The organism is Oceanobacillus iheyensis HTE831 (genome assembly GCF_000011245.1).
Lineage (GTDB): Bacteria > Bacillota > Bacilli > Bacillales > Amphibacillaceae > Oceanobacillus > Oceanobacillus iheyensis.
In genome coordinates this window covers 665,791-689,700 of the sequence record NC_004193.1, presented here as the reverse complement: position 1 = coordinate 689,700, position 23,910 = coordinate 665,791, and the positions used below count along the sequence as shown (strand labels likewise).

18 protein-coding genes, 6 tRNA genes, 4 rRNA genes, 1 pseudogene and 1 riboswitch are annotated in these 23,910 nt (G+C 38.6%); of the genes and pseudogenes, 8 read left to right on the top strand and 21 right to left on the bottom strand.

Annotation, left to right across the window (positions count from 1 at the left end; translation table 11 throughout):
- The first annotated feature begins 117 nt into the window (after positions 1–117).
- Both OB_RS03590 and OB_RS03585 read left to right on the top strand, forming a co-directional pair.
- On the top strand, positions 118–816 hold the full coding sequence (locus tag OB_RS03590) for a CPBP family intramembrane glutamic endopeptidase (protein WP_011065060.1): 699 nt from the start codon (positions 118–120) through the stop codon (positions 814–816).
- 3 nt (positions 817–819) lie between these two features.
- On the top strand, positions 820–1,014 hold the full coding sequence (locus tag OB_RS03585) for a YdiK family protein (protein ID WP_011065059.1): 195 nt from the start codon (positions 820–822) through the stop codon (positions 1,012–1,014).
- A gap of 78 nt (positions 1,015–1,092) precedes the next feature.
- Here OB_RS03585 and OB_RS03580 read toward each other — a convergent pair whose 3' ends face one another.
- Positions 1,093–1,722 (bottom strand): redox-sensing transcriptional repressor Rex, encoded by a 630-nt coding sequence (locus OB_RS03580; RefSeq protein WP_011065058.1) that lies wholly within the window; start codon positions 1,720–1,722, stop codon positions 1,093–1,095.
- A gap of 146 nt (positions 1,723–1,868) precedes the next feature.
- On the opposite strand from OB_RS03580, the gene abc-f reads away from it, so the two are divergent.
- Positions 1,869–3,800: a ribosomal protection-like ABC-F family protein gene (gene abc-f, locus OB_RS03575; RefSeq protein WP_011065057.1), complete on the top strand. Its 1,932-nt coding sequence runs from the start codon at positions 1,869–1,871 to the stop codon at positions 3,798–3,800.
- A 114-nt stretch (positions 3,801–3,914) separates the two neighbouring features.
- Complete coding sequence (locus OB_RS03570) at positions 3,915–4,790, top strand: transporter associated domain-containing protein (protein WP_011065056.1); 876 nt, start codon at positions 3,915–3,917, stop codon at positions 4,788–4,790.
- Positions 4,791–4,862: 72 nt separating this feature from the next.
- On the opposite strand, the gene OB_RS03565 is transcribed toward OB_RS03570, so the two are convergent.
- The 9 genes from OB_RS03565 to rrf (OB_RS03525) form a co-directional block, all read right to left on the bottom strand.
- Positions 4,863–6,032 carry an FtsW/RodA/SpoVE family cell cycle protein gene (locus OB_RS03565; protein WP_011065055.1) on the bottom strand — a complete coding sequence of 390 codons (1,170 nt, stop codon included), beginning with the start codon at positions 6,030–6,032 and terminating at the stop codon, positions 4,863–4,865.
- A gap of 219 nt (positions 6,033–6,251) precedes the next feature.
- Entirely contained in the window at positions 6,252–7,262 is a 1,011-nt protein-coding gene (gene tsaD, locus OB_RS03560; RefSeq protein ID WP_011065054.1) for a tRNA (adenosine(37)-N6)-threonylcarbamoyltransferase complex transferase subunit TsaD, read from the bottom strand.
- Positions 7,259–7,708, bottom strand: a complete 450-nt coding sequence (rimI, locus tag OB_RS03555) for a ribosomal protein S18-alanine N-acetyltransferase (RefSeq protein ID WP_011065053.1) — start codon at positions 7,706–7,708, stop codon at positions 7,259–7,261. Before rimI ends, tsaD begins: the two co-directional genes overlap by 4 nt.
- Complete coding sequence (gene tsaB / locus OB_RS03550; protein WP_011065052.1) at positions 7,701–8,408, bottom strand: tRNA (adenosine(37)-N6)-threonylcarbamoyltransferase complex dimerization subunit type 1 TsaB; 708 nt, start codon at positions 8,406–8,408, stop codon at positions 7,701–7,703. Before tsaB ends, rimI begins: the two co-directional genes overlap by 8 nt.
- 10 nt (positions 8,409–8,418) lie before the next feature.
- Positions 8,419–8,868, bottom strand: a complete 450-nt coding sequence (gene tsaE / locus OB_RS03545; RefSeq protein ID WP_011065051.1) for a tRNA (adenosine(37)-N6)-threonylcarbamoyltransferase complex ATPase subunit type 1 TsaE — start codon at positions 8,866–8,868, stop codon at positions 8,419–8,421.
- A 9-nt stretch (positions 8,869–8,877) separates the two neighbouring features.
- Positions 8,878–9,846, bottom strand: a complete 969-nt coding sequence (gene thiL, locus OB_RS03540; protein WP_011065050.1) for a thiamine-phosphate kinase — start codon at positions 9,844–9,846, stop codon at positions 8,878–8,880.
- Between the two features lie 153 nt (positions 9,847–9,999).
- Positions 10,000–10,076: transfer RNA gene (locus tag OB_RS03535), tRNA-Asp, on the bottom strand.
- A 76-nt stretch (positions 10,077–10,152) separates the two neighbouring features.
- A tRNA-Met gene (locus OB_RS03530) sits at positions 10,153–10,229 on the bottom strand.
- Between the two features lie 87 nt (positions 10,230–10,316).
- Positions 10,317–10,432, bottom strand: a 5S ribosomal RNA gene (rrf, locus tag OB_RS03525).
- Between the two features lie 347 nt (positions 10,433–10,779).
- Positions 10,780–10,883, top strand: a riboswitch (TPP riboswitch).
- Positions 10,884–10,973: 90 nt separating this feature from the next.
- Between rrf (OB_RS03525) and thiM the strand changes: the two genes are divergently transcribed.
- From thiM to tenA, 3 genes are read left to right on the top strand one after another with little or no spacing between them, the layout of a single operon-like run.
- Positions 10,974–11,753, top strand: coding sequence for a hydroxyethylthiazole kinase (gene thiM, locus OB_RS03520; RefSeq protein ID WP_231846986.1), 780 nt, complete (start codon positions 10,974–10,976; stop codon positions 11,751–11,753).
- A 33-nt stretch (positions 11,754–11,786) separates the two neighbouring features.
- On the top strand, positions 11,787–12,146 hold the full coding sequence (locus OB_RS03515) for a Lin0512 family protein (protein ID WP_011065048.1): 360 nt from the start codon (positions 11,787–11,789) through the stop codon (positions 12,144–12,146).
- Between the two features lie 22 nt (positions 12,147–12,168).
- Positions 12,169–12,846, top strand: a complete 678-nt coding sequence (tenA, locus tag OB_RS03510) for a thiaminase II (protein ID WP_011065047.1) — start codon at positions 12,169–12,171, stop codon at positions 12,844–12,846.
- A 448-nt stretch (positions 12,847–13,294) separates the two neighbouring features.
- Here tenA and OB_RS03505 read toward each other — a convergent pair whose 3' ends face one another.
- Positions 13,295–13,663, bottom strand: coding sequence for a thiol-disulfide oxidoreductase DCC family protein (locus tag OB_RS03505; protein WP_011065046.1), 369 nt, complete (start codon positions 13,661–13,663; stop codon positions 13,295–13,297).
- Positions 13,664–13,795: 132 nt separating this feature from the next.
- Here OB_RS03505 and OB_RS18850 point away from each other — a divergent pair.
- Positions 13,796–14,103 (top strand): annotated as a pseudogene (locus tag OB_RS18850) (zinc-binding dehydrogenase); the annotation flags it as partial.
- 181 nt (positions 14,104–14,284) lie between these two features.
- Here the strand turns inward: OB_RS18850 and rrf (OB_RS03500) are convergent.
- The 10 genes from rrf (OB_RS03500) to OB_RS03455 form a co-directional block, all read right to left on the bottom strand.
- Positions 14,285–14,400, bottom strand: a 5S ribosomal RNA gene (rrf, locus tag OB_RS03500).
- Between the two features lie 125 nt (positions 14,401–14,525).
- Positions 14,526–17,447, bottom strand: a 23S ribosomal RNA gene (locus OB_RS03495).
- Positions 17,448–17,720: 273 nt separating this feature from the next.
- Positions 17,721–19,284, bottom strand: a 16S ribosomal RNA gene (locus OB_RS03490).
- Together the 16S, 23S and 5S rRNA genes with 4 tRNA genes alongside form the textbook arrangement of a ribosomal RNA operon.
- A 209-nt stretch (positions 19,285–19,493) precedes the next feature.
- Positions 19,494–19,570, bottom strand: a tRNA-Ile gene (locus OB_RS03485).
- A gap of 5 nt (positions 19,571–19,575) precedes the next feature.
- A tRNA-Gly gene (locus OB_RS03480) sits at positions 19,576–19,649 on the bottom strand.
- 29 nt (positions 19,650–19,678) lie between these two features.
- Positions 19,679–19,755 (bottom strand) — tRNA-Pro (locus OB_RS03475).
- 1 nt (position 19,756) lies between these two features.
- Positions 19,757–19,833, bottom strand: a tRNA-Arg gene (locus OB_RS03470).
- A 472-nt stretch (positions 19,834–20,305) separates the two neighbouring features.
- Entirely contained in the window at positions 20,306–20,926 is a 621-nt protein-coding gene (locus OB_RS03465; RefSeq protein ID WP_011065045.1) for an alpha/beta fold hydrolase, read from the bottom strand.
- A gap of 86 nt (positions 20,927–21,012) precedes the next feature.
- Entirely contained in the window at positions 21,013–22,503 is a 1,491-nt protein-coding gene (locus OB_RS03460) for an FAD-dependent monooxygenase (protein ID WP_011065044.1), read from the bottom strand.
- A gap of 741 nt (positions 22,504–23,244) precedes the next feature.
- A complete protein-coding gene (locus tag OB_RS03455; protein WP_011065043.1) occupies positions 23,245–23,877 on the bottom strand; it encodes a pentapeptide repeat-containing protein in 633 nt (210 codons plus the stop codon).
- Between the last annotated feature and the right edge of the window lie 33 nt (positions 23,878–23,910).

Sequence of the window (23,910 nt, the reverse complement as noted above, 5' to 3'; positions counted from 1 at the left end):
CAAAAAAATAATACTTCATTTTCTTTTCATTTAATAGCGTGTTCTGATTATAATAACTATATATGCATATGTTAAACTATATTAATTAGTACAGTACATGATAAAGGAGCGTTTTATTTGAGTCGTAGATATTGGTATGTCATTCTTACATATATTATTATGCAGTTTTCTGGGTTGCTTTTTGCACCGATTTTAGCAGTCGTTTTCGGTTTTTCTATCAATGATGCAACTATTTATTGGTCGATATTTTCCTTTGCCCTAGCAATCGTTATAACGCTATATTTTCTTAAACCAGATATGCAAATGCGAAATAACGAGGCAGCAGGAATTGAAAGTATAATACTGTGGTCTATAGCTGGTATTTTTATGGCTTTATTCGCACAAGGTATTGCTGCTCAAATCGAAATAGCCATCGGGATTGACCCAGGTTCCGAAAACACACAACAAATTATGGATATCACTCGAGCAGCACCTATATTCATGATCGTACCGGCTATCTTTGCTCCCATTTTAGAAGAAATTATATTCCGAAAGATTATTTTTGGAGAGCTTTATAAACGAATGAATTTCTTTTTTGCGGGGTTACTATCAGCGGTTATATTTGGGTTTATTCACTTAGACCCTAAGCATATTTTAATTTACGCATCCATGGGATTTGTATTTGCTTTTCTTTATGTAAAGACAAAACGAATTATCGTTCCTATTATTGTACACGCAGGTATGAACACCTTTGTTTTGTTAGCACAATATAATATTGATCCTGAAGAAATGCAACGTATTTTAGATGAGATGCAAATGATTTTCTTTGGAGGTTAATCCATGAGACATCCCTTTCTAACAAGAGCAGTTCTATACTTTCTTGTAGGAATTGCTTTTATATACTTTGGGGTTCAAAGTAAGGAAAGCACTGTTTGGAATTCTGTTACACTTATTTTTGCAGCAGTTTCTGCTTTGTGTTTCTTTGTTTCCTTTAAAATGATAGGTTATCACAATAAATTAAGAAAGAAAAAGTAGACTGTATTCACAGTCTACTTTTCTCATTAATATAAGGATAAACGCTTACATAATAATTGATTTAAAATAATGAAATAATTAGTTTAAAGAATAATGTTTAAGAAAATACACGAGTGATTGAAGCTCAATCGCTAAATCAATATGATGCACACGAATATGACTAGGTACTGTAATTCTTGCTGGGGTAAAGTTTAATATTCCACTAACGCCATGCTCAACAAGTTGATTAGCAATTGCATCTGCTTCATCAGCAGGTATCGTCAGAATAGCAACCTCTGTATTCTTTAACCTTTCCCCTAGTTCATCAATATGATAGACTGGAACTCCTCCGATATCGGTGCCTACCTTATTTTCATCAGCATCAAATGCAATGGTAATACGGATATTATTATTTTTCATAAAATTATAATGTAAGAAAGCTGTTCCTAAATTTCCAACACCAATTAACGCTACTTCTGTTATTTCATGTTGGTCTAATGTACTCTTAAAAAAACCTAGTAAATATTCAACATTGTATCCATATCCTTTTTTACCTAGTGCACCGAAGTAAGAGAAATCTCTACGAATGGTTGCGGAATCTACTTTAACCGCTTCACTTAATTCTTTTGATGATACACGCTTTTTACCTTGTTGATTTAAGTTGTTAATGAAACGATAATATAATGGCAAGCGTTTTGCAGTTGCTTGCGGAATCTTGTTTTGTTCCATACGACCTTCCTCTTTTCAATGCTTAGAATAATTATCATACTATATTTATTTTAACAGATTATTCCTTAGAAGTCGTGACATTTTTCACAATAATATTGTCGCTTCTTTGGCGATAAGCTAAACTAGTATTATGAGGTGACAATGAAATGATACTGATGCAATTAAACGGAATATCAAAATCTTTTGGCGCAGAAGAGATTTTGTCTAATATAAAAGTAGAAATTAAAGACCAAGATCGTATTGCCATCGTCGGTAGAAATGGTGCAGGAAAATCGACACTGCTAAAAATAATGGCAAATGAACTCCCTCATGATGAAGGAGAGTTTTTCAAACCGAAAGATCTTACCTATGGTTATCTATCGCAACATATGAAGTTAGAATCAGGTAAAACCATTTGGAATGAGATGGAAGATGTATTTTCCCATTTAAAACAGATGGAAAAAAAGTTACGTGAAGTAGAAATTAAAATGGCAGATCCTACTGCAGTAGATGAAACGAGTTACCAAGCCATTCTGAAAGAATACGATGAATTACAAATTCGCTATCAATCAGATGGTGGTTATACGTATGAATCGGATATAAAATCGGTACTTACTGGTCTCTCATTTGGTGATTATGATTATGAAACGCCGATTAACGAATTAAGTGGCGGACAAAAGACAAGACTCGCTCTTGGTAAATTATTGCTACAAAAACCTCAGTTACTCATCCTCGATGAGCCTACAAACCATCTCGATATTGATACACTAACATGGTTGGAAGGTTATCTCGTTAATTATCCTGGTGCAATTGTGATTGTTTCCCATGACCGCTATTTTCTTGATAAAACGGTATCTATCGTTTATGAAATTTCTAGACATCATTCGAGAAAATATCATGGTACCTATAGTAAATACCTGGAACAAAAAGCACTTGATTACGAACAAGAAATGAAAGAATACGTAAAACAACAAACGGATATTAAACGGATGGAAGAATTCATTCAAAAGAATATCGTCCGTGCTTCCACTACAAAACGAGCACAAAGTAGACGAAAGCAATTAGAAAAAATGGACAAGATGGATCGTCCAATGGGTGATGAATCATCCGCTTCGATGTCATTTCAAATTAATCGTCGTAGTGGCAATGATGTATTAAAAATTTCTAATCTAGGCTTCCGATATGAAGAACAACAAGAACCTACATTCCGCCATGTAAACCTTCATGCAAATCGCGGTGAACGTATCGCATTAGTTGGTCCGAATGGAATCGGAAAAACAACGTTACTGAAGACCATTGTGGAGAAAGAATTTCCTTTTGACGGAGACATCCAATTAGGAACAAATGTACAAGTCGGGTACTATGATCAGGAACAAACCGAACTTCACTCGAACAAAACCGTCCTTCAAGAATTGTGGGATGAGTATCCTCTAGTGAATGAAAAAGATATTCGTACGATACTAGGCAATTTCTTATTCTCTGGGGATGATGTATTAAAAGTCGTTTCTGCATTAAGTGGTGGTGAAAAATCACGCTTAGCTTTATCTAAATTAAAAATGCAAAAAGCAAACCTACTTATTCTAGATGAACCAACGAACCACTTAGATATTGATAGTAAAGAAGTGTTAGAAGGTGCATTAGCTGATTTCCCGGGTACAATTATCTTTGTTTCACATGATCGCTATTTTATTAATCGAATCGCAGATCAAGTAGCCGAAATGAATCCACAAGGAATTAAAATGTACCTTGGTGACTATGATTATTATCTAGAGAAAAAAGCAGAAGAAGCAGAACTTGCTCGTCTTCAGATGGAGAAAGAAGTACAATCAACAACGGTTTCCGATAAAAAAAGAAGTTTTAAAGAAGAAAAGCAGAAACAAAGTGAAGAAAGAAAACGGAAAAGACAAATCGCTGAACTTGAAAAACAGATCGAAACGACAGAAGAGCATATTGCACATTTAGAAGAACAAATGACATTACCAGAAGTATATGAAGATCACGAAAAAGCATTAGAGTTAACCGAAGAAACCAACATGTACAAACAAAAACTTGATGATCTATTGGAGCATTGGACAAGCCTAGAAGAGTTAGACAATTGAAAAAATATTCATCTTCATTTATAATATTTACAGGTAAGTATATACTTGCCTGTTTTTATATATACAGCTTGTTTCGTTTGTTTGCTAATAATAAATCATGGAGGTCGTTAACTTTTGACGATAGCGCTGATTAGTTTGTTTTTTCTTATTGTAGGCATAGTATGTTTTGTTGCTTGGAAAAAGGGTCTGCTGGTAATCAATACAAGTGTGCTTAAAAATGCAAAGGAGCACCCATCAGTTGAGTCTGAAACAAACATCTATGAATTTAATGATAAACATATTTCGGATATCGTTATTCATCGTATAGATATGTGTGTGCTTGAAGTAGATTCTTCTTATGAAGAAGTAATGGATGTGATTATAAACCAGCCTTACAACAGATATCCTGTAATTGAAGAAGATATCGATCAAATTATAGGAATTATCCACGTAAAGGACGTACTTTCTTATTTACATAATTATAAAGATGCTACCAAGTTTCAGCTTCGAAATATCATGCATGATCCGTTCTTTATCTTAGAATCACAACGTGTAGACCTTGCGTTTAAAGATATGCAAAAAGAACAGATCACACTTGCAATTGTTTTAGATGAATATGGTGGAACTGAAGGACTTATTACAAGAGAAGATATGGTCAAAGAAATGGTTACTGATGTACTTCAAGAAGATGATAGCTATGTATTGAATAAACCTTCCTTCATCCAACAACTGGCTGGAAATAGATACCGAATTCATGCTAATTCTCCACTGTACGAATTAGAAGGTATACTAGGCATCACTTTCCCAGTAGAGGATTATGATACGTTAAGTGATTTTTTAATCGATCAATTAGGCTATATCCCTGCCAATCATGAGAAGCCAAACCTACTTTATAAAAATATTCAATTTGAGATTACCGAAATATCTTCTCAAAAAATACATTCAGCTATCGCAACCATTTATGAAGATGGAGTAACATTTATCGACCAATTTCATAGGCAACCTAGTTGAATCAAACTCATAATAAGAGTAAAAAACTCTCTTTATCCACAATGTTGGATTTAGAGAGTTTTTTTATAGCTTTTATTTAAATAGATAATCATTTTGTATCGTATGTTCAACTGCAACTCGGTAAACTACTGCCAATCCTAACATGGTGGACATGACAGAACTACCTCCATAACTAATAAGTAGCAATGGAATTCCTGTTATTGGCATAATTCCAATTGTCATTCCGATATTTTGAAACACATGGACCAGCATCAAACTTAAAAATCCAAAGCAGAAATATGTGCCAAAAGGAGAATGTTTATAGATGCTTAAGCCTAAGGTTACTAAACGGTATAGAAGCATAAAGTAAAGAAAAATTACAATGGCACTTCCAATAAATCCAAAGCTCTCTCCTATTACAGAAAAGATAAAATCTGTATGTGCTTCTGGATATTGTACTTCTAGACTACTCATTCCCTTACCAAATAATTGTCCAGAACCCAATGACATATGTGATCGTTCAAACTGAAATGTCGCATCTGCTGATTGTTGTGACGGATCAAACCATGTCATAATTCGATCCACTTGATATGGTGCTACTCCAAGAACATCAATTGCAAACTGCGGAAATCGAATAATTGCTCCAATAGCAGCTCCTGCTAGAGATACCAAGCCAACTATTAAGGAAACAATAATCCTCCAGTTAATACCTGATAAAATTATCATCATTCCTGCAATAAACAAATACACCATCGAGGTACCAAAATCAGGTTGTAGCATAATTAATCCGACTGGTATCATTGTATAGATTATTAGTTTAAGTAATAACATAATATCCGTTTTCATCGTTTGAACTTCTGTCTTTTCTTTATGTCCCGTTATCGTTGCTGCTAGAAATAATATCGTCGACATTTTGGCAAATTCGGCGGGTTGAATGGATAATCCAGGTAAGGTAAACCAACTATTTGCACCATTAATTTCCCTTGCAATTGCATCAGGACTGATAAGTAACAGCCCTAACAAGAGAACTCCACCTATATAAATATATATACTTCCTCTATACAACTGTTCGAGGTCGATAAATTGAATCGCAGCTACAAAACAAACACCAATACTAAAAAAAGCAATTTGCCGTATGACAAAATTCGTATTAGCTTGATCAATTTGCTGCGCGTTATAAATAGCCAATAGACTAATGATTACAAATCCTAAAAAGAGTAGAATCAAATCAGTTTGAAAATAATAATTTTGTTTTTTATTCATCGGATTCCCACCAAATTTCTTCCTGTTAATATCCTTCTTTAACCAAATACTTATCCACAACGAAAAGCTCGAAAAATGTCTAAAAACCTCGAATCAGCAAAAGTTACACACATAATCCACAGCCGAATGAACAGTTATCCACTTTTTTCATCCACATTTAAAAGATGATAATGTAGCTTATCTACAGGATATATCCACACCCCTGTGAATAACCTGTGACTAACTCAGTATAAGTGAAGGATTTGCATTTAAATCGAGTAATGAACGATGCCCCTTTTCAAACGATATCGTACCTGCTGCGGCAATCATTGCAGCATTATCTGTACATAATTGAATTGGTGGAATATATAATGGAAAATCTTCGCCTGAGAAACGTTTCTCTAGGCTTTTTCTTAAACCTGTATTAGCAGCTACTCCACCCGCTACAATAACTTGATTTACGTTATATTCTTTCGCTGCACGATATGTTTTTTCTGTCAGTACTTCCACAACACTCGCTTGAAAACTTGCAGCAATATCTTCTGCACTTAACGTCAAATCACGTTGCTTTGCGTTATGAATTTTATTTATAACGGCAGACTTCAATCCACTAAAACTAAAATCATAACTATCTGCTTCTAACCAAGCACGAGGAAATTCAATCGTTTCCTCACCTTTAGCAGCTAAGCGATCAATTTGTGGACCACCTGGATAAGGCAATTTCAACATACGGGCGACCTTATCATATGCTTCTCCTGCAGCATCATCTCTTGTCTCCCCTATTAATTCATAGTCTCCATGTTCCTTCATTAGGACTAATTCTGTGTGTCCACCAGAAACAATAAGGGCTAACATCGGAAACACAAATTCATGCTCTAGTCTATTTGCATAAATATGACCAGCAATATGGTGAACCCCAACTAATGGTTTCTTCTTAGCAAACGCTAATGCTTTCGCTGCATTTACACCTACTAATAAAGCTCCTACTAATCCTGGTCCTTCTGTAACTGCGATTGCATCTATATCTTCCCAAGTAACATCAGCCTCAGTAATTGCTTGTTCAAGCACAAGTGTAATTTGTTCAACGTGATGCCTTGATGCAATTTCAGGAACTACTCCTCCGAAGCGTTTATGACTTTCAATTTGAGATGCAACTACATTGGACATAATCTCTCTACCGTTTTTTACTACAGAGGCTGCGGTTTCATCACAACTTGTTTCTATACCTAATATAATCGTATCTTTTTTCATTTCAGATTCACCCACATTACAATAGCATCCTCGTGATTATCCGTGTAATACCTCTTACGAACTCCACCAGGAACTAAACCAAATTTTCTATATAAGGATTGCGCCGCTATGTTTGATGCACGTACTTCTAAGGATAGGCGCTCGACTCCTTTTGCTATGGCAATCTGCATCAAATAACGAAATAACTTTTCACCTAATTTATTTCTGCGATAACTTGGTAGAATAGCGAAATTCGTTATTTGTGCGTCATCTAACACCATCCACGAACCAATATAACCAACAACTGTACGTTCGACTTCAACGACATAATAATACGCATGAGCATTTTCTATTAATTCTTGATAAAAAATATCCGTTGTCCAAGGTGTTTGAAAACATGCATTTTCTACATGTAAAACTTCAGGTATATCAGCAAGTTCCATTGGACGCATCGTTATATTATTCATTTACTTGACGTTCCTTCTGACTCTTTTGCCAATTCGCTTCTGCTTCTGCTAAACGTAGATAATTAGGAACGAGCTCATGAATAGCTTCCGGTTCTAAATTCATCCCTACAAGCCCTAAGTGCGAAGCTTTTGGAAGATGATAGATAGGTTCAGGAATAATTGCTAAATCTCCTAGTTCCTCTTTAATTAATTCTTTAAATTGTTCAATATCCGGACTCAAGAATACTACCTTTTCCCCCTGCTTTTTTAATTTATCCAGCATGGAGGTCATAAGTAAATTTTCTTCTTCAATCACTTTTTCAATTTTATTATCGTTAAATTGATATCCACCAGTAAATACTAATCCTCTCCTCGCATCAAAGAAAGGACATATAATTCCACTAAAGAACTTCCCTTGATAAGCAAGTACCTCTAAGCTAGAGACTCCTACTACTGGTATTTCTAAAGCCCATGCCATTGTCTTTGCTGTAGATAGGCCAATTCTTACTCCCGTGTAAGAGCCAGGCCCTTTTGCTACTACAATTCGATCAAGTTCTTCCGGTTGCATAGATACCTGTTGCATAAGACTTTCTACAGCAGGCATTAAACGAACAGAATGATTCTTCTTGATATTAGTTGTAAGTTCAGCTAGTATCTCTCCATTGTTTAATAATGACACACCTAATACTTGATTGGAAGTATCGATTGCAAGTATATTCATACATTAACTCCTAACCTTTTAATTCATTTACTACTTGTTCAAAGTGAGACCCATGAGGTTTCAAATCAATTACACGCATATCTTTATTTTCCGTATAATGAATAGATATTTCTAAACGATCCACGGGTAAGAATGGCTCAATAAATCCAGCCCATTCCACTACAGAGACTCCATTTCCATGAAAATATTCATCAAAACCAATGTCCTCCAGGGAATCCTCTAAACGATACACATCCATATGATATAAAGGCATTTTCCCACGGTATTCTTTCACAATTGTAAACGTAGGGCTCGTAATATGACGCTTAACTTCTAGTCCAGAAGCAATTCCTTTCGTAAACGTTGTTTTACCAGAACCTAGCTGACCTTCTAACGTAATAACATCACCCGGACGCAACGACTTAGCTAGTCTTTCGCCGAATGATTTTGTTTCTTCCGGAGAACCAAGCTGTATTTTCATTTAATTCACCTACTTCAAATGCGTATATCCGCTTTTCTTAAGCACTTTACGCATAGCATTATCTTCTATATAAACAGGATGCTTTTCTTCTTCTACAACACTTCCAATTACCGTCAATTGGGTATTTGTCTTCTCAGCAGCTTCATTTACAACAGCCCAGTCACCTTTAGCCACTGTCCCTAGGAGTTCAAAATCCTCTCCACCAGACAATTTCCACTGATATTGTTGCTCATACGTAAATTGATAAAAGGAAGGTGCAACTGGTATATCATTTTCACGTAATACAATGGACACATTAGAAGCTTCTGCGATCTCACTTGCCTCATTGGCAATCCCATCACTTACATCATTTAAAGATACTCTGTCCAGACTTTCTAGAGCTTGCGCAAAAGCCACTCTCGGTTCCGGTTTTCGATGCCGATGAATATAAAAATCTTGATCAACATATCGGTTGTTTTCATTGTCGCTGGTCAGAATATGAAACCCTGCTAGAGAGTCTCCTAATGTCCCCGTAACAAAGACAATGTCTCCTTCTTTTGCATGCTGACGATATCGCGCTTTATTTGTGATCGTATATCCAATTACTGTAATAGAGATGGTTAATTGCTTACCGGAAACAGTATCTCCACCAATAATATCCATATGATACTTTGATGCTAAATCATCCATACCTGAATATATCTGAGATAGCTCCGCTTGAGTCCAATTCTTTGGTATTACAATAGATACTAAATAGAAACTAGGTGAAGCTCCCATTGCTGCTAAATCACTTATATTGGCCCCTAATGCTCGATAGCCGATATGATACGGTTCCATTGTAGAACGGGAAAAATGTACATCCTCTACAAAAGTATCTACTGCCGTAACAATATCCTTTGAACTACGAAAAACAGCAGCATCATCTCCAATTCCTTTTAACAGAGAAGGCTGTCGATAATATGTCGGCTTAATCGAATCTATAAAAGAAAACTCATCCATTTCACATCACCATTCTTTATCTTCACTACCAACTATCATAGCAAAAACAAAAGAAAAAAGAAAAAAATTGGACGACTAAATAATGTCTACAAACTAAAAAAACACAGGTTTCAATTCAAACCATGTGTTCTACAACTTCTAATATAATTTTCATGGCGGTCCGGACGGGACTCGAACCCGCGACCTCCTGCGTGACAGGCAGGCATTCTAACCAACTGAACTACCGGACCAACTTTTTTTACTTATGTATGGCATCCAGTATTTCAATGGTGAATCTGGATCTTACTCAAGTAATAGTAAATAATTTGGTTGCGGGGGCAGGATTTGAACCTGCGACCTTTGGGTTATGAGCCCAACGAGCTACCAGACTGCTCCACCCCGCGATATGACTTATGATATGGAAAATATGGTCATACACTTCTATGTGTTATACTTACATATTCTATCCAATCTAAGGATAAATTATCCTTGCCTGGCGGCGTCCTACTCTTGCAGGGGTAAAACCCCAACTACCATTGGCGCTGAAAAGCTTAACTTCTGTGTTCGGCATGGGAACAGGTGTGACCTTCTCGCTATCGCTACCAGACAATCCTTAAAATCAAGGACAAGTAATATTATATCCATAGAACTATAAAAAAGCAATACCTTTTTAAAACTTTTTTTATTTCGTCGTTTGTTTTTATAAAATAAATGCTAAGAAACGTTGATATGATTGCAAAACGAGTTGCTATTTTAAATTAGTCTCAGTTTGAAAATCTACATTTGTGCGTGTATTTAAGTTTTTTTAAGGGATCATGTCATTCGGATATCACCAAGTCATTATTATAATCCAAACTTTTTAAAACAATCATTACTTAGCATCGATGAAAATTGACTCATATGAATAATTTTACTTTTACGAAAAAATCAACTAAGATGTAGGTAGAATAAAAAAAAATCCACTAGGGGTGCCATTTTGGCTGAGATAAGATGCATTTCTTGATCCCTTTGAACCTGAACTGGTTAATACCAGCGTAGGAAAGTGGAGTTGGCGACTATACCTATTCTGTAGCTGTATATAAAACCACTCCATTTTGGGGTGGTTTATTTGTTCTTTATTCTAAATTAATAGGAGAGGAGAATTTTTGGTGGATGCTATTGCTAAGATTAAACAAGATAAACCGTTTATTTTTAATATAACCAATGAAGTTGCATCTAATTTTTCTGCTAATGGCTTAATCGCTATCGGAGCGTCACCTGCGATGTCTCATACTCCAAGAGAAGCTAAAAAGTATGGAGAAATCGCCGACGCGGTAGTGCTAAACCTGGGGACATTAACGGAAGACCGGGGAGAAGCAATGTTAAAGGCTGGAATGGCAGCAAACAAGAATGGGGTTCCAGTTATTCTTGATCCCATTGCAGTTGGAGGTACAGATTTTCGGACGGAGATCATTGATGACATACTTAAAACGGTAAAGCTAGCTGCAATACGTGCTAATGCTGGGGAAATAGCTGTGTTGGCAGGTAAGCTAGAAAAAGCAAAGGGGCCAGATTCCATTATTCAAGAAAACGAACCAGAAATCGCAAAAACTGTCGCTAAAAAATATGATACGGTTGTCATCTCAACTGGAAAAGTTGACGTTGTGACAGATGGTAAGCGAACTGCTTTATGTACAAACGGGCATGAAATGCTACAAAACATTACGGCTAGCGGATGTTTACTTTCATCTTTTGTCGGACCTTTTGTGAGTGTAGTTGATGACTTTTATCAAGCAGGTATATATGCTGTGACAAGTTATGGTATTGCAGCTGAATTAGCAATGGAAAAAGCATCTGGGCCTGGAACATTTATTCCGGCATTACTCGATGAAATATACTTTCTAACTGATGAAAAAGTAGAAAAATACAAACAAGTTCACGAACTATAAGGATATGTATCATTATCGAAGGAGGAAAAGTAATTGGAAAATCTTCTATTTGTCGAGACAGGAACAGGAGTAGATGTTCATGGACAGAACGTGAATATTGCATCAGAAAGAGCTGTAATGAATGCAATCCATAGCAATTCTATGCCAGGAATGAAGAAGATCTTACCAGATGCTGACTTAAATAAGATGAAAGTAAATGTAAAACTGGGTATTCCATTAGATACGGAAAAATTGGATCACGACAAAATAAAACAATTAATTCCTTATGGTACAGTCACTGTTGAGGTCTTACCTGGAGGCTTGGCAACAACTAGTGGGATTTTCTTGGAAGATCAGCAGGATAAAAACGATTTAATGTATATTGTTAACGCAGTTGTAGAAGTAGGCTATTAAACAAAATTAAGGGGGATTTTCTATGCTTTTTTCAGATTCATTGCGTGAGGCAACAAAAGAAAGCTGGCAGTTAAGTTTAAATCATCCATTTGTACAAAAGGTCGTAAGTGGTGATTTGCCACTAGAAACATTCAAAAATTATATTCTACAAGATATCTATTATTTGAAACATTACGGGAAGGTGCATGCTTTTGCGGCTGCTCATTCAGATGACTTTCATATTGCCGCTAAACTGGCAGAAAAAGCAAAGAAGACCGCTGAAGCAGAACTTACGGTGCATAAGGAGCACGCAGAAATTTTACAGATTACAGAAGCTGAAATCGAGAATTTCAAACCAGCACCGACTGCATACGCGTATACATCACATTTATACCGCGCGTCGCTGTCCGGAAGTTTAGCTCAAATTGTAGCTGCAATGCTACCATGTTATTGGTTGTATGCAGATATTGGTTTGACCTACAAGGATGCGAAGCCAAAGGAAAAAATTTACCAGAACTGGTTGAACACCTATGGCAGTGATTGGTTCCAAGAATCCACACAAGAAATGATTGATCTGCTCAATACTTTAGCTGAACAAGCAGGAGAAGCAGAGAAGGAAAAAATCAAAACACAATTTATTATTGCGAAAGAATACGAACTTGCATTTTGGGAAATGTCCTATACATTTGAAACATGGCTTTCGGAAAAACAACAAATCTAGCAGACTTTTAAATATACGGAATTGTAATAATAAGTGAACTACTTATAGATTGTGGTTAATATAATCAACCCATAACAGCTTCGTGTAAAATGTACGTCACCAGACAATCAATTCATTGGAAAGCTGGTGTCTTACGTTTATGATCGAAGTGTATCCTCTTATTGCTTTATTTAAGTGATGTAAATAAAGCAATAAGGAGGTTGCTTATTTATTATTGATTACATTTTCCTTTTCCCCCAACAATTATTTTAGAGCCCGTTTAGTTGACTAATAAAAAGTCCATGCCTATCATAATTCGCTTCATAAAGCACGTTTTTCAGACCGGAAAAATAGGTGAAGACACTTGATAGAACGGAGGATAAAGACAAGGCTGTGGAAGCGAGAAAGATATATAAAATAACCAGGATCTTTTTTTACACGTTCTGTCACTGCCTCTCTTTTTTGCCAGTTACAGCTTATTATAAGGCACCCTTCCAAACCATTTATAACGGCGAGTTGAAATAAAGCGGTATGCAGGATCACCAATTTTTTGTGCGAACGGTAAATAAAGCAATAAAGCTAAAGGGATAGTGGCTGGTAGTAAAGAAAGAATCTTGCGGACGGTATTAAACCCTGTCAGTATACGATTATCTTTTGTATACATATAGATTTCGTCATACATATTTTTATAGTTATTGGCTCTCTCTTTGATTGAATCACTTAATTCCTGAACAGGGTACCAGAAAATGGTGTTATTCCAGTCCAGACTTTTCAGTACTGCCTTCACTGTCCTACATAAAGGGCATTCAGCATCGAAAAATACAATATGTTTATTCAAACGATTTTTCTCCCTTCTGTTTCAGATGTCTTTTCTAGTTTAAATTGTTTTCCATCATTTGTTGATTTGTATATATTCCCTTAATAACTTCAATATAAATACATTTCCTTTTACTTCTTCTGAGTAAACCTTGTGCTGCTTTATAAATCAGATCATCTTACTGAGTAAATAATGGAAGAGCGTGTTGGTTCTATTGATTCTATTTTAGATGTAGTGGGCGATGCATTGTTCTTCACTTCCCTTTAAGTATTGAAGAAAGACGAGAAGTTTTGTACATCTGACTTTGAAGGTGGTCAAAAGACAGAACTCGAATTTAGAACCATGTACATAAAACATATTATCCTGTATGGCTCTGTTTTAGGTACAAGAGCAGAATTTAAACGAATGCTAGAAGAAATTTCAAAGAAAAAGCTAACCCAGTTATTGATCGTACATTTCCTTTTTGGTTTGTTTAGTAGCTTAAACAATGATAATAAAAATAGGAGATTGTGTGTTTTTTAGTTTTCTTTTACTCAAACAAATATTATAGAGCCACTATTGTAGAGCCCTTTTTTTCAACCCTAACAAAAAAAGAAAAAAGACGGATTAGATATTTAAATCTAATCCGTCTTTTCTTTCGTTGCCTGGCGGCGTCCTACTCTTGCAGGGGCAAAGCCCCAACTACCATCGGCGCTGAAGAGCTTAACTTCTGTGTTCGGCATGGGAACAGGTGTGGCCTCTTCGCTATCGCTACCAGACCTACAGGATGTAGGTCGTTCGGTGTTGTTCACAGGACGTGAACGGTTTTAAACGAACTTCCTTATTTATTTAGGATTGTACCCTAAAAACTAAATAAGAGTAACGTGACATCAATATTAAGAACTTAGATAAGTCCTCGATCAATTAGTATCCGTCAGCTGCACGTGTCGCCACGCTTCCACCTCGGACCTATCAACCTCATCGTCTCTGAGGGATCTTACTCACTCGAAGTGATGGGAAGTTTCATCTTGAGGGGGGCTTCATGCTTAGATGCTTTCAGCACTTATCCTTACCACACGTAGCTACCCAGCCATGCTCCTGGCGGAACAACTGGTACACCAGCGGTGTGTCCATCCCGGTCCTCTCGTACTAAGGACAGCTCCTCTCAAACTTCCAACGCCCACGACGGATAGGGACCGAACTGTCTCACGACGTTCTGAACCCAGCTCGCGTACCGCTTTAATGGGCGAACAGCCCAACCCTTGGGACCGACTACAGCCCCAGGATGCGATGAGCCGACATCGAGGTGCCAAACCTCCCCGTCGATGTGAACTCTTGGGGGAGATAAGCCTGTTATCCCCGGGGTAGCTTTTATCCGTTGAGCGATGGCCCTTCCATGCGGAACCACCGGATCACTAAGCCCGACTTTCGTCCCTGCTCGACTTGTAGGTCTCGCAGTCAAGCTCCCTTCTGCCTTTACACTCTACGAATGATTTCCAACCATTCTGAGGGAACCTTTGGGCGCCTCCGTTACTCTTTGGGAGGCGACCGCCCCAGTCAAACTGCCCGCCTGACACTGTCTCCGAACCGGATCACGGTCCTGGGTTAGAATGTTCATACAGCGAGGGTGGTATCCCACGGGTGCCTCCACGTAAGCTAGCGCTCACGCTTCAAAGGCTCCCACCTATCCTGTACAAGCTGCACAAACATTCAATATCAGGCTACAGTAAAGCTCCACGGGGTCTTTCCGTCCTGTCGCGGGTAATGCGCATCTTCACGCATAGTATAATTTCACCGGGTCTCTCGTTGAGACAGTGCCCAAGTCGTTGCACCTTTCGTGCGGGTCGGAACTTACCCGACAAGGAATTTCGCTACCTTAGGACCGTTATAGTTACGGCCGCCGTTTACTGGGGCTTCGGTTCAAAGCTTCGCTCCGAAGAGCTAACTCGTCCCCTTAACCTTCCAGCACCGGGCAGGTGTCAGCCCCTATACTTCGCCTTTCGGCTTCGCAGAGACCTGTGTTTTTGCTAAACAGTCGCTTGGGCCTATTCACTGCGGCTCCTCCTATGAAGGAGCACCCCTTCTCCCGAAGTTACGGGGTCATTTTGCCGAGTTCCTTAACGAGAGTTCTCCCGCTCACCTTAGGATTCTCTCCTCGCCTACCTGTGTCGGTTTGCGGTACGGGCACCTATGATCTAACTAGAGGCTTTTCTTGGCAGTGTGAAATCCGGAACTTCGGTACTCAATTTCCCTCCCCATCACAGCTTGAAATTGCCAGACGGATTTGCCTATCTGACTTTCTCACTGCTTGGGCGCACACGTCCATCGGTGCGCATTCCTTATCCTACTGCGTCCCCCCATCGCTCAAACAATCATGAGGTGGTACAGGAATATCTACCTGTTGTCCATCGCCTACGCCTATCGGCCTCGGCTTAGGTCCCGACTAACCCTGAGAGGACGAGCCTTCCTCAGGAAACCTTAGGCATTCGGTGAAAGAGATTCTCACTCTTTTTTCGCTACTCATACCGGCATTCTCACTTCTAAGCGCTCCACCAGTCCTCACGGTCTGACTTCGCAGCACTTAGAACGCTCTCCTACCATTGTTCGTAAGAACAATCCGCAGCTTCGGTGATACGTTTAGCCCCGGTACATTTTCGGCGCAGAGTCACTCGACCAGTGAGCTATTACGCACTCTTTAAATGGTGGCTGCTTCTAAGCCAACATCCTGGTTGTCTGGGCAACTCCACATCCTTTTCCACTTAACGTATACTTTGGGACCTTAGCTGGCGGTCTGGGCTGTTTCCCTTTCGACTATGAACCTTATCACCCATAGTCTGACTCCCAAGTTTAAGTAACTGGCATTCGGAGTTTGACTGAATTCGGTAACCCGGTAGGGGCCCCTAGTCCAATCAGTGCTCTACCTCCAGTACTCATCATCTTGAGGCTAGCCCTAAAGCTATTTCGGAGAGAACCAGCTATCTCCGTGTTCGATTGGCATTTCACCCCTACCCACACCTCATCCCCGCATTTTTCAACATACGTGGGTTCGGGCCTCCAGTCAGTGTTACCTGACCTTCACCCTGGACATGGGTAGATCACACGGTTTCGGGTCTACGACCACATACTATATTCGCCCTATTCAGACTCGCTTTCGCTGCGGCTCCGTGTCTTCCACTTAACCTTGCATGGGATCGTAACTCGCCGGTCCATTCTACAAAAGGTACGCCGTCACCCATTAACGGGCTTCGACTACTTGTAGGCACACGGTTTCAGGTTCTATTTCACTCCCCTTCCGGGGTGCTTTTCACCTTTCCCTCACGGTACTGGTTCACTATCGGTCACTAGGGAGTATTTAGCCTTGGGAGATGGTCCTCCCGGATTCCGACGGAATTCCACGTGTTCCGCCGTACTCAGGATACACTCCGGAGGAAATTCCTTTTCAATTACAGGGCTGTTACCTTCTTCGGCTGACCTTTCCAGATCGATTCATTTAAAGAATTTCTTTGTAACTCCAAAGGAGTGTCCTACAACCCCAGAAAGCAAGCTTTCTGGTTTGGGCTCTTTCCGTTTCGCTCGCCGCTACTCAGGAAATCGAGGTTTCTTTCTCTTCCTCCAGGTACTGAGATGTTTCAGTTCCCCGGGTCTGCTCCCTATACCCTATGTATTGAGGTATAGGTACTGCTCCATTACGAACAGTGGGTTTCCCCATTCGGAAATCCCCGGATCAAAGTTTACTTACAACTCCCCGAGGCATATCGGTGTTAGTCCCGTCCTTCGTCAGCTCCTAGTGCCAAGGCATCCACCGTGCGCCCTTATTCACTTAACTAAGTTATTTCAGTAAATAAGCGTGCTAATTTAATAGCCTTGTTTCAATCCAGCTTCAGCTCCTATTAAAAATAGTTGCTTCAGCTTTCTGTTTTTTGATGTCGTTGTTACTCTTATTTAGTTTTCAAGGTACAATGTAGTAACTTCTGTGAAAGAAGTTTATTCAATCGAGAGATTGCTCTCTCAAAACTGAACCAAACAACCAAGTACGATTCCGTTAATAGTCTAGTCCCGACGCCTGTAAGGCGCCTGCACTTCCTATATATATCCTTAGAAAGGAGGTGATCCAGCCGCACCTTCCGATACGGCTACCTTGTTACGACTTCACCCCAATCATTAGTCCCACCTTCGGCGGCTGGCTCCTTACGGTTACCTCACCGACTTCGGGTGTTACCAACTCTCGTGGTGTGACGGGCGGTGTGTACAAGGCCCGGGAACGTATTCACCGCGGCATGCTGATCCGCGATTACTAGCGATTCCGGCTTCATGTAGGCGAGTTGCAGCCTACAATCCGAACTGAGAATGGTTTTGTGGGATTTGCTTGACCTCGCGGGTTCGCTTCCCTTTGTTCCATCCATTGTAGCACGTGTGTAGCCCAGGTCATAAGGGGCATGATGATTTGACGTCATCCCCACCTTCCTCCGGTTTGTCACCGGCAGTCACCTTAGAGTGCCCAACTTAATGCTGGCAACTAAGATCAAGGGTTGCGCTCGTTGCGGGACTTAACCCAACATCTCACGACACGAGCTGACGACAACCATGCACCACCTGTCACTCTGTCCCCGAAGGGAAAACTCTATCTCTAGAGTGTTCAGAGGATGTCAAGACCTGGTAAGGTTCTTCGCGTTGCTTCGAATTAAACCACATGCTCCACCGCTTGTGCGGGCCCCCGTCAATTCTTTTGAGTTTCAGCCTTGCGGCCGTACTCCCCAGGCGGAGTGCTTAATGCGTTAACTTCAGCACTAAGGGGCGGAAACCCCCTAACACCTAGCACTCATCGTTTACGGCGTGGACTACCAGGGTATCTAATCCTGTTCGCTCCCCACGCTTTCGCTCCTCAGCGTCAGTTACAGACCAGAGAGTCGCCTTCGCCACTGGTGTTCCTCCACATCTCTACGCATTTCACCGCTACACGTGGAATTCCACTCTCCTCTTCTGCACTCAAGTTCCCCAGTTTCCAATGCACGTTTACGGTTGAGCCGTAAGATTTCACATCAGACTTAAAGAACCGCCTGCGAGCGCTTTACGCCCAATAATTCCGGACAACGCTTGCCACCTACGTATTACCGCGGCTGCTGGCACGTAGTTAGCCGTGGCTTTCTGGTTAGGTACCGTCAAGGTGCCATCAGTTACTATGGCACTTGTTCTTCCCTAACAACAGAGTTTTACGATCCGAAAACCTTCATCACTCACGCGGCGTTGCTCCGTCAGACTTTCGTCCATTGCGGAAGATTCCCTACTGCTGCCTCCCGTAGGAGTCTGGGCCGTGTCTCAGTCCCAGTGTGGCCGATCACCCTCTCAGGTCGGCTACGCATCGTCGCCTTGGTAAGCCGTTACCTTACCAACTAGCTAATGCGCCGCAGGCCCATCTGTAAGTGACAGCAAAAGCCGCCTTTCAACTTCTCATCAGGAGATAAAAAGTGTTATCCGGTATTAGCTCGCGTTTCCACGAGTTATCCCAGTCTTACAGGCAGGTTGCCTACGTGTTACTCACCCGTCCGCCGCTCATTCCATTATCGTCAACTCCGAAGAGAATCAAATAATTTCATGCGCTCGACTTGCATGTATTAGGCACGCCGCCAGCGTTCGTCCTGAGCCAAGATCAAACTCTCCATAAAAGTTGTGTTTCTTGTGCTTCAGAAGTCAACTTCTGACTTCATTTCTTTTTAAGAAAAACGAGGTGTTTTTCTTCTTTCGTACTGGTTGTTTTGTTCAGTTTTCAAAGAGCAATTTCGTTGCCGCTCTCAAAACAGCGACTTTATCAATATATCATTTCTGTTTTTCACTGTCAATACTTTTTTTAAAAGTTTTTTAAGTGCTTCAGAAATGGTGGGCCTGAGTGGACTCGAACCACCGACCTCACGCTTATCAGGCGTGCGCTCTAACCAGCTGAGCTACAGGCCCATTTCTGGAGCGGGTGAAGGGAATCGAACCCTCGTCATCAGCTTGGAAGGCTGAGGTTTTACCATTAAACTACACCCGCAATTATTCAATTAATAATTATGTAACTCCTGGTCGGGAAGACAGGATTCGAACCTGCGACCCCTTGGTCCCAAACCAAGTGCTCTACCAAGCTGAGCTACTTCCCGATGGCGCGCCTGAGAGGAGTCGAACCCCTAACCTCTTGATCCGTAGTCAAACGCTCTATCCAATTGAGCTACAGGCGCTTAAAAGCGAACTTTTATATTGTACCATCTTTTCAGTTGGTATGCAACACAAAATATCAAAATATGATAATACTTTTTGTTGTTATTTGTTGTTAATTAATGAATCAACGTTTAATAATATAGCATGTCTATAAATTCTATGCAAGGGGGTTTTTAATAAAAAAATATTTGGAATTCATTCACTTCTATTATTACTTTACCTTCTATATATATACCCACTACTACACAAACGAAAACCAGTACTTAGTGGGTGGAGTTCTATCAACTGTCTAGTCCAATCACAATAGTATCAGCTTTCAATTCAATAAGAACAGTATACATATAATAGATTAATATATTTGCAAGGTGGAAGATTTTCCACTAATGAAGATATTGAACATCACAAATACTTAAGAGCATTCAAGTAGAAGCAAAAGGTGGTACTATCAAATAGACAATTAACACACAGACACTCTATTAACTTGCACGTTCATTATCCCCACAAAAAACCAACAACAGCAGTTGCTAATTTTTCTGGATTATCTTCATTCATCTCATGTCCCGCATCTTCAATTTCATGAAATTCTGCTTTGCGTATATACTTCGCCAACCTCTTCGATGCTCTTTTATTCACTTTGTCCCTGTTCCCGCATAGAATCAAAGTATTGCACGAGACCCTTTTCACATCTTTACTAAAATCTAAATCTACCATTGACTTAGTTAATAGTATAAAAGCATCTTTACTAGAACCAAGTTTTCGAAACGACGATTCCGGCATAAACCTAAAAATATTATATTGAACTGTTAATAAGAATTTCGGCATCCTATATTGTGGGGATATCAACACTAAAGACTGAACCTTTTCTGAATGGTCAATAGCAAAATTTAACGCAAGAACTGCTCCTAATGACAGACCAATAATAACTACTGTTCCAGATATAGCGGCTACATATTCAGAAAAAGCCACGTATAAATTTTTATACGTTAATTCCTTACCTTCAAGTAGCTCAAATAAATCAGGACATAGAATTTCAGCAGTTTCACCCATGTAAGAGATAGTTTCCTGCCAACTTGAAGAGTCTTGACCTAATCCATGAACAAAGATATACCGCATGGACCCACCTCCATTATTTATACACAAAACCTTGTTTCAAGAAAGGCTATAAATCGGTATCATTATTTCAATTGAAAAGGGCATCATTATTTCAGCCCCAATTTATTCAAGTAATTTTTAAGCACATCTATTTCTTTTTTCGTTATTACTACAGCAATATACCCGTCCGGTCGAACTAAAAATATAGAATTCTTTTCAACTTTCTTTCGCTTAGCGACTTTCGACCATTTATAATAGTGTACTGGTATACTAAAAGATTGAGACAACCTGTTCAGTTTCTTACTATTTTTACCATAAACATGAATTTGCCAATCAACACTCTTTAATGCATCATAATTGTTGATATTGTTTTTTTGTATCCATGGCAAACGATCTCCAGCTTTAATCTTCCCCACTCGTCCTTTACTAAGAATACTATCACGATAATTAATTTTCACTTGTGAAATGACCTTGAAGAGCTTTGTCTTTAACTTCTTACTTTTACTTAATTTCGGTACTATATAAGGTATGATAAAGTTTTTAAGAATTTTACTCTTCACAACGCTTTGGAATACTTTATCTGTTGTTGATACTAATGATTTTGCAAATGCTATACGCTCTTCTTCATAGGTTCTTAAAACATCTTCATTTAATTTCCCTTTCAATACAAATGCTAACTTCCAAGAAAGATTAAAAGCATCCATTATACCTGTATTCATACCTTGACCACCTGCCGGACTATGAATATGTCCTGCATCACCTAACAAGAACAATCTTCCACTTTTAAATTTCTCTGCAACCCGGCAATGAATTTTATAAGGCGAATACCAGTTCACACTCCTTATTTTTAGTGGCAAGATCTTTTCTGCATAAGGGATAATCGGATGAAATGTCTCAGGTTCTTCTCCTTTAAAATCTTTAGGAATAATCCCTATTAAACGCACACTGCTAGAATGACAAATGTTCATAGCTAAACAAAACGCTTCTTTTCTAAAACCAACACTCATACCATTTTGATCTTCTTCAATTTCTACATCAGCAACAAAAAATCTCTCATTATAAGTATCTCCTGGGAAATCTATCTTTGCCTGTTTTCTAACAATACTATGAGCACCATCACACCCACATATATATTTAAAGTGTTGGTTTTCTTCGGCATCGCCTTCATTTAATATAACATCAACATAATCCTCTTCTTCTATTAAATTCGTAACTTCGGTATCCCATTCAATTGATATATTTTTGGACTCTAAATACTTAACAAGTATTCTTTCATGTACATCTTGAGGAATACTTAATACATAAGGATAGGGACTAATTTCACCACCTATACTTCCAAATGGTATACTTACTATTTTTTCTCTATCTTTGATAATATTAGTTTGGTCAATAATAATACCGTTTTGAATGATTTCTTGATCAATCCCAAATTGATAATAGGATTCTAACACCCTAGCTTGAACCGCCATTGCTCTTGAGGCAGTACCTGGTGCTGATTTTTTATCTACAATTCGAAATGAAACACCTTGTTTTTCTAATCCAATTGCCATAGCTAAACCTGTAGGACCCGCTCCAATAATTAATACTTCCTCTTTCATAAACGTCTCCCTCCAAACTGTTGAAGTAATTCTATGCAGCTAATCTTCAGGCATTATATTCAACGTATGTTTAAATTTCTACTTTAATATAGTATAAACTAACACCCATTATTAGTTTAAGTGCAAATTAATTTTCTAATCTGTTAGAATTCAATTGCATGTACCTCCCTTTTTATTTGGTTTGTTGTTTAAATAGTGATAATAAAATTAAGCGATTTTATTTTTTCTTTTACAACAAATATTCTAGAGCTATTAAAAAATACCAATGCTGCCTTTTTCCAGAATTGAACTGGGAAGGCAGCTTATTTTTGAAAACGGTCATATATAGTTGTAATAATACATGTACGAATTTTTCTGAGTAAACAATTTTCTTTTCCACATGATCCCATGGGAAAAGCACCTCCTATAAGTCGTTAGTATTATAGGAGGTGCTTTTTTTCTTTATATTATTTAATTAGTGCTCTTCATACGTTCACTTGGTGGTTTTTAGGATTTTATAATAATTTAAGTTCGCTTGTTTTAATCCGATCCATATGTCGTTCTGTTTCATTATGATGATAAAATTCAATTACTATAAAGAATCTATTTTCTACTATTAACGAAAGAGTATTTTTACATATTTTAATAAGCAAAAGCAGCTGCTAATTTTTCTTAAGTATCCTTATTTAATTCGTGTCCAACACCTTCAAATTCACGAAATTTCGCATCCCGCCACTCTCTCTGACCTTATCAGTCTCAATTCTATTTAATTTTTAAACCTAATAGCGAAGCAAATTGTATCGCTTGAGACGATGATACTATACATCCTTTTAGATTTTTCATTGAAACTGTCAAAAAATCAAAATAAGATGTGCTTATGTCAATTCCTTTTAACGATGTCTCATCAAAGTTTACCCCATTAAGATTGCATGAAAGAAATTCTACTTTTTTAAGCTTACAATCAAAAAGGTCAGCACTTTCTAACTCCGTATTATCAAAAATCACCTTTTCAAGTTTTGAGTTACCGAACAGCCCCATATTTAGAATCGATTCCCGAAATATCGCATTACCGATATAAGAATCTGTTAAGTTACTACCAAGTAACTTACAATTAAGAAACTCAACTCGATTCATGGAGGCATTGCTCAAATTAGCGTTGGATAAATCACAATTCTCAAAGCACACATCGGTAAGATCTATTCGGCTAAAATCCGTATTTGTAAAATTACAGTTCCTAATTACTGTTTTATATAATCGCATTCGATCAAGTACTTCATCGACAAATTCAGAATCGGTAACCATACACATTTCAAATTCCGGATCTTCTAAAAAAAAAATATCTGTAAATCTTCTCGCTTTTAGATCTTCAGGGATTTTGGGTGCATCAATTTTCACTGTATACCAACCTACTTTCACACGAATTTATTT

Bases quoted from the DNA above. Each gene is read 5' to 3' on its own strand.
- OB_RS03585 (WP_011065059.1), top strand. From the start codon at position 820: ATGAGACATCCCTTTCTAACAAGAGCAGTTCTATACTTTCTTGTAGGA.
- OB_RS03580 (WP_011065058.1), bottom strand. From the start codon at position 1,722: ATGGAACAAAACAAGATTCCGCAAGCAACTGCAAAACGCTTGCCATTA.
- abc-f (WP_011065057.1), top strand. From the start codon at position 1,869: ATGATACTGATGCAATTAAACGGAATATCAAAATCTTTTGGCGCAGAA.
- OB_RS03565 (WP_011065055.1), bottom strand. From the start codon at position 6,032: ATGAATAAAAAACAAAATTATTATTTTCAAACTGATTTGATTCTACTC.
- tsaD (WP_011065054.1), bottom strand. From the start codon at position 7,262: ATGAAAAAAGATACGATTATATTAGGTATAGAAACAAGTTGTGATGAA.
- rimI (WP_011065053.1), bottom strand. From the start codon at position 7,708: ATGAATAATATAACGATGCGTCCAATGGAACTTGCTGATATACCTGAA.
- tsaB (WP_011065052.1), bottom strand. From the start codon at position 8,408: ATGAATATACTTGCAATCGATACTTCCAATCAAGTATTAGGTGTGTCA.
- tsaE (WP_011065051.1), bottom strand. From the start codon at position 8,868: ATGAAAATACAGCTTGGTTCTCCGGAAGAAACAAAATCATTCGGCGAA.
- thiL (WP_011065050.1), bottom strand. From the start codon at position 9,846: ATGGATGAGTTTTCTTTTATAGATTCGATTAAGCCGACATATTATCGA.
- tenA (WP_011065047.1), top strand. From the start codon at position 12,169: ATGCTTTTTTCAGATTCATTGCGTGAGGCAACAAAAGAAAGCTGGCAG.
- OB_RS03465 (WP_011065045.1), bottom strand. From the start codon at position 20,926: ATGCGGTATATCTTTGTTCATGGATTAGGTCAAGACTCTTCAAGTTGG.
- OB_RS03460 (WP_011065044.1), bottom strand. From the start codon at position 22,503: ATGAAAGAGGAAGTATTAATTATTGGAGCGGGTCCTACAGGTTTAGCT.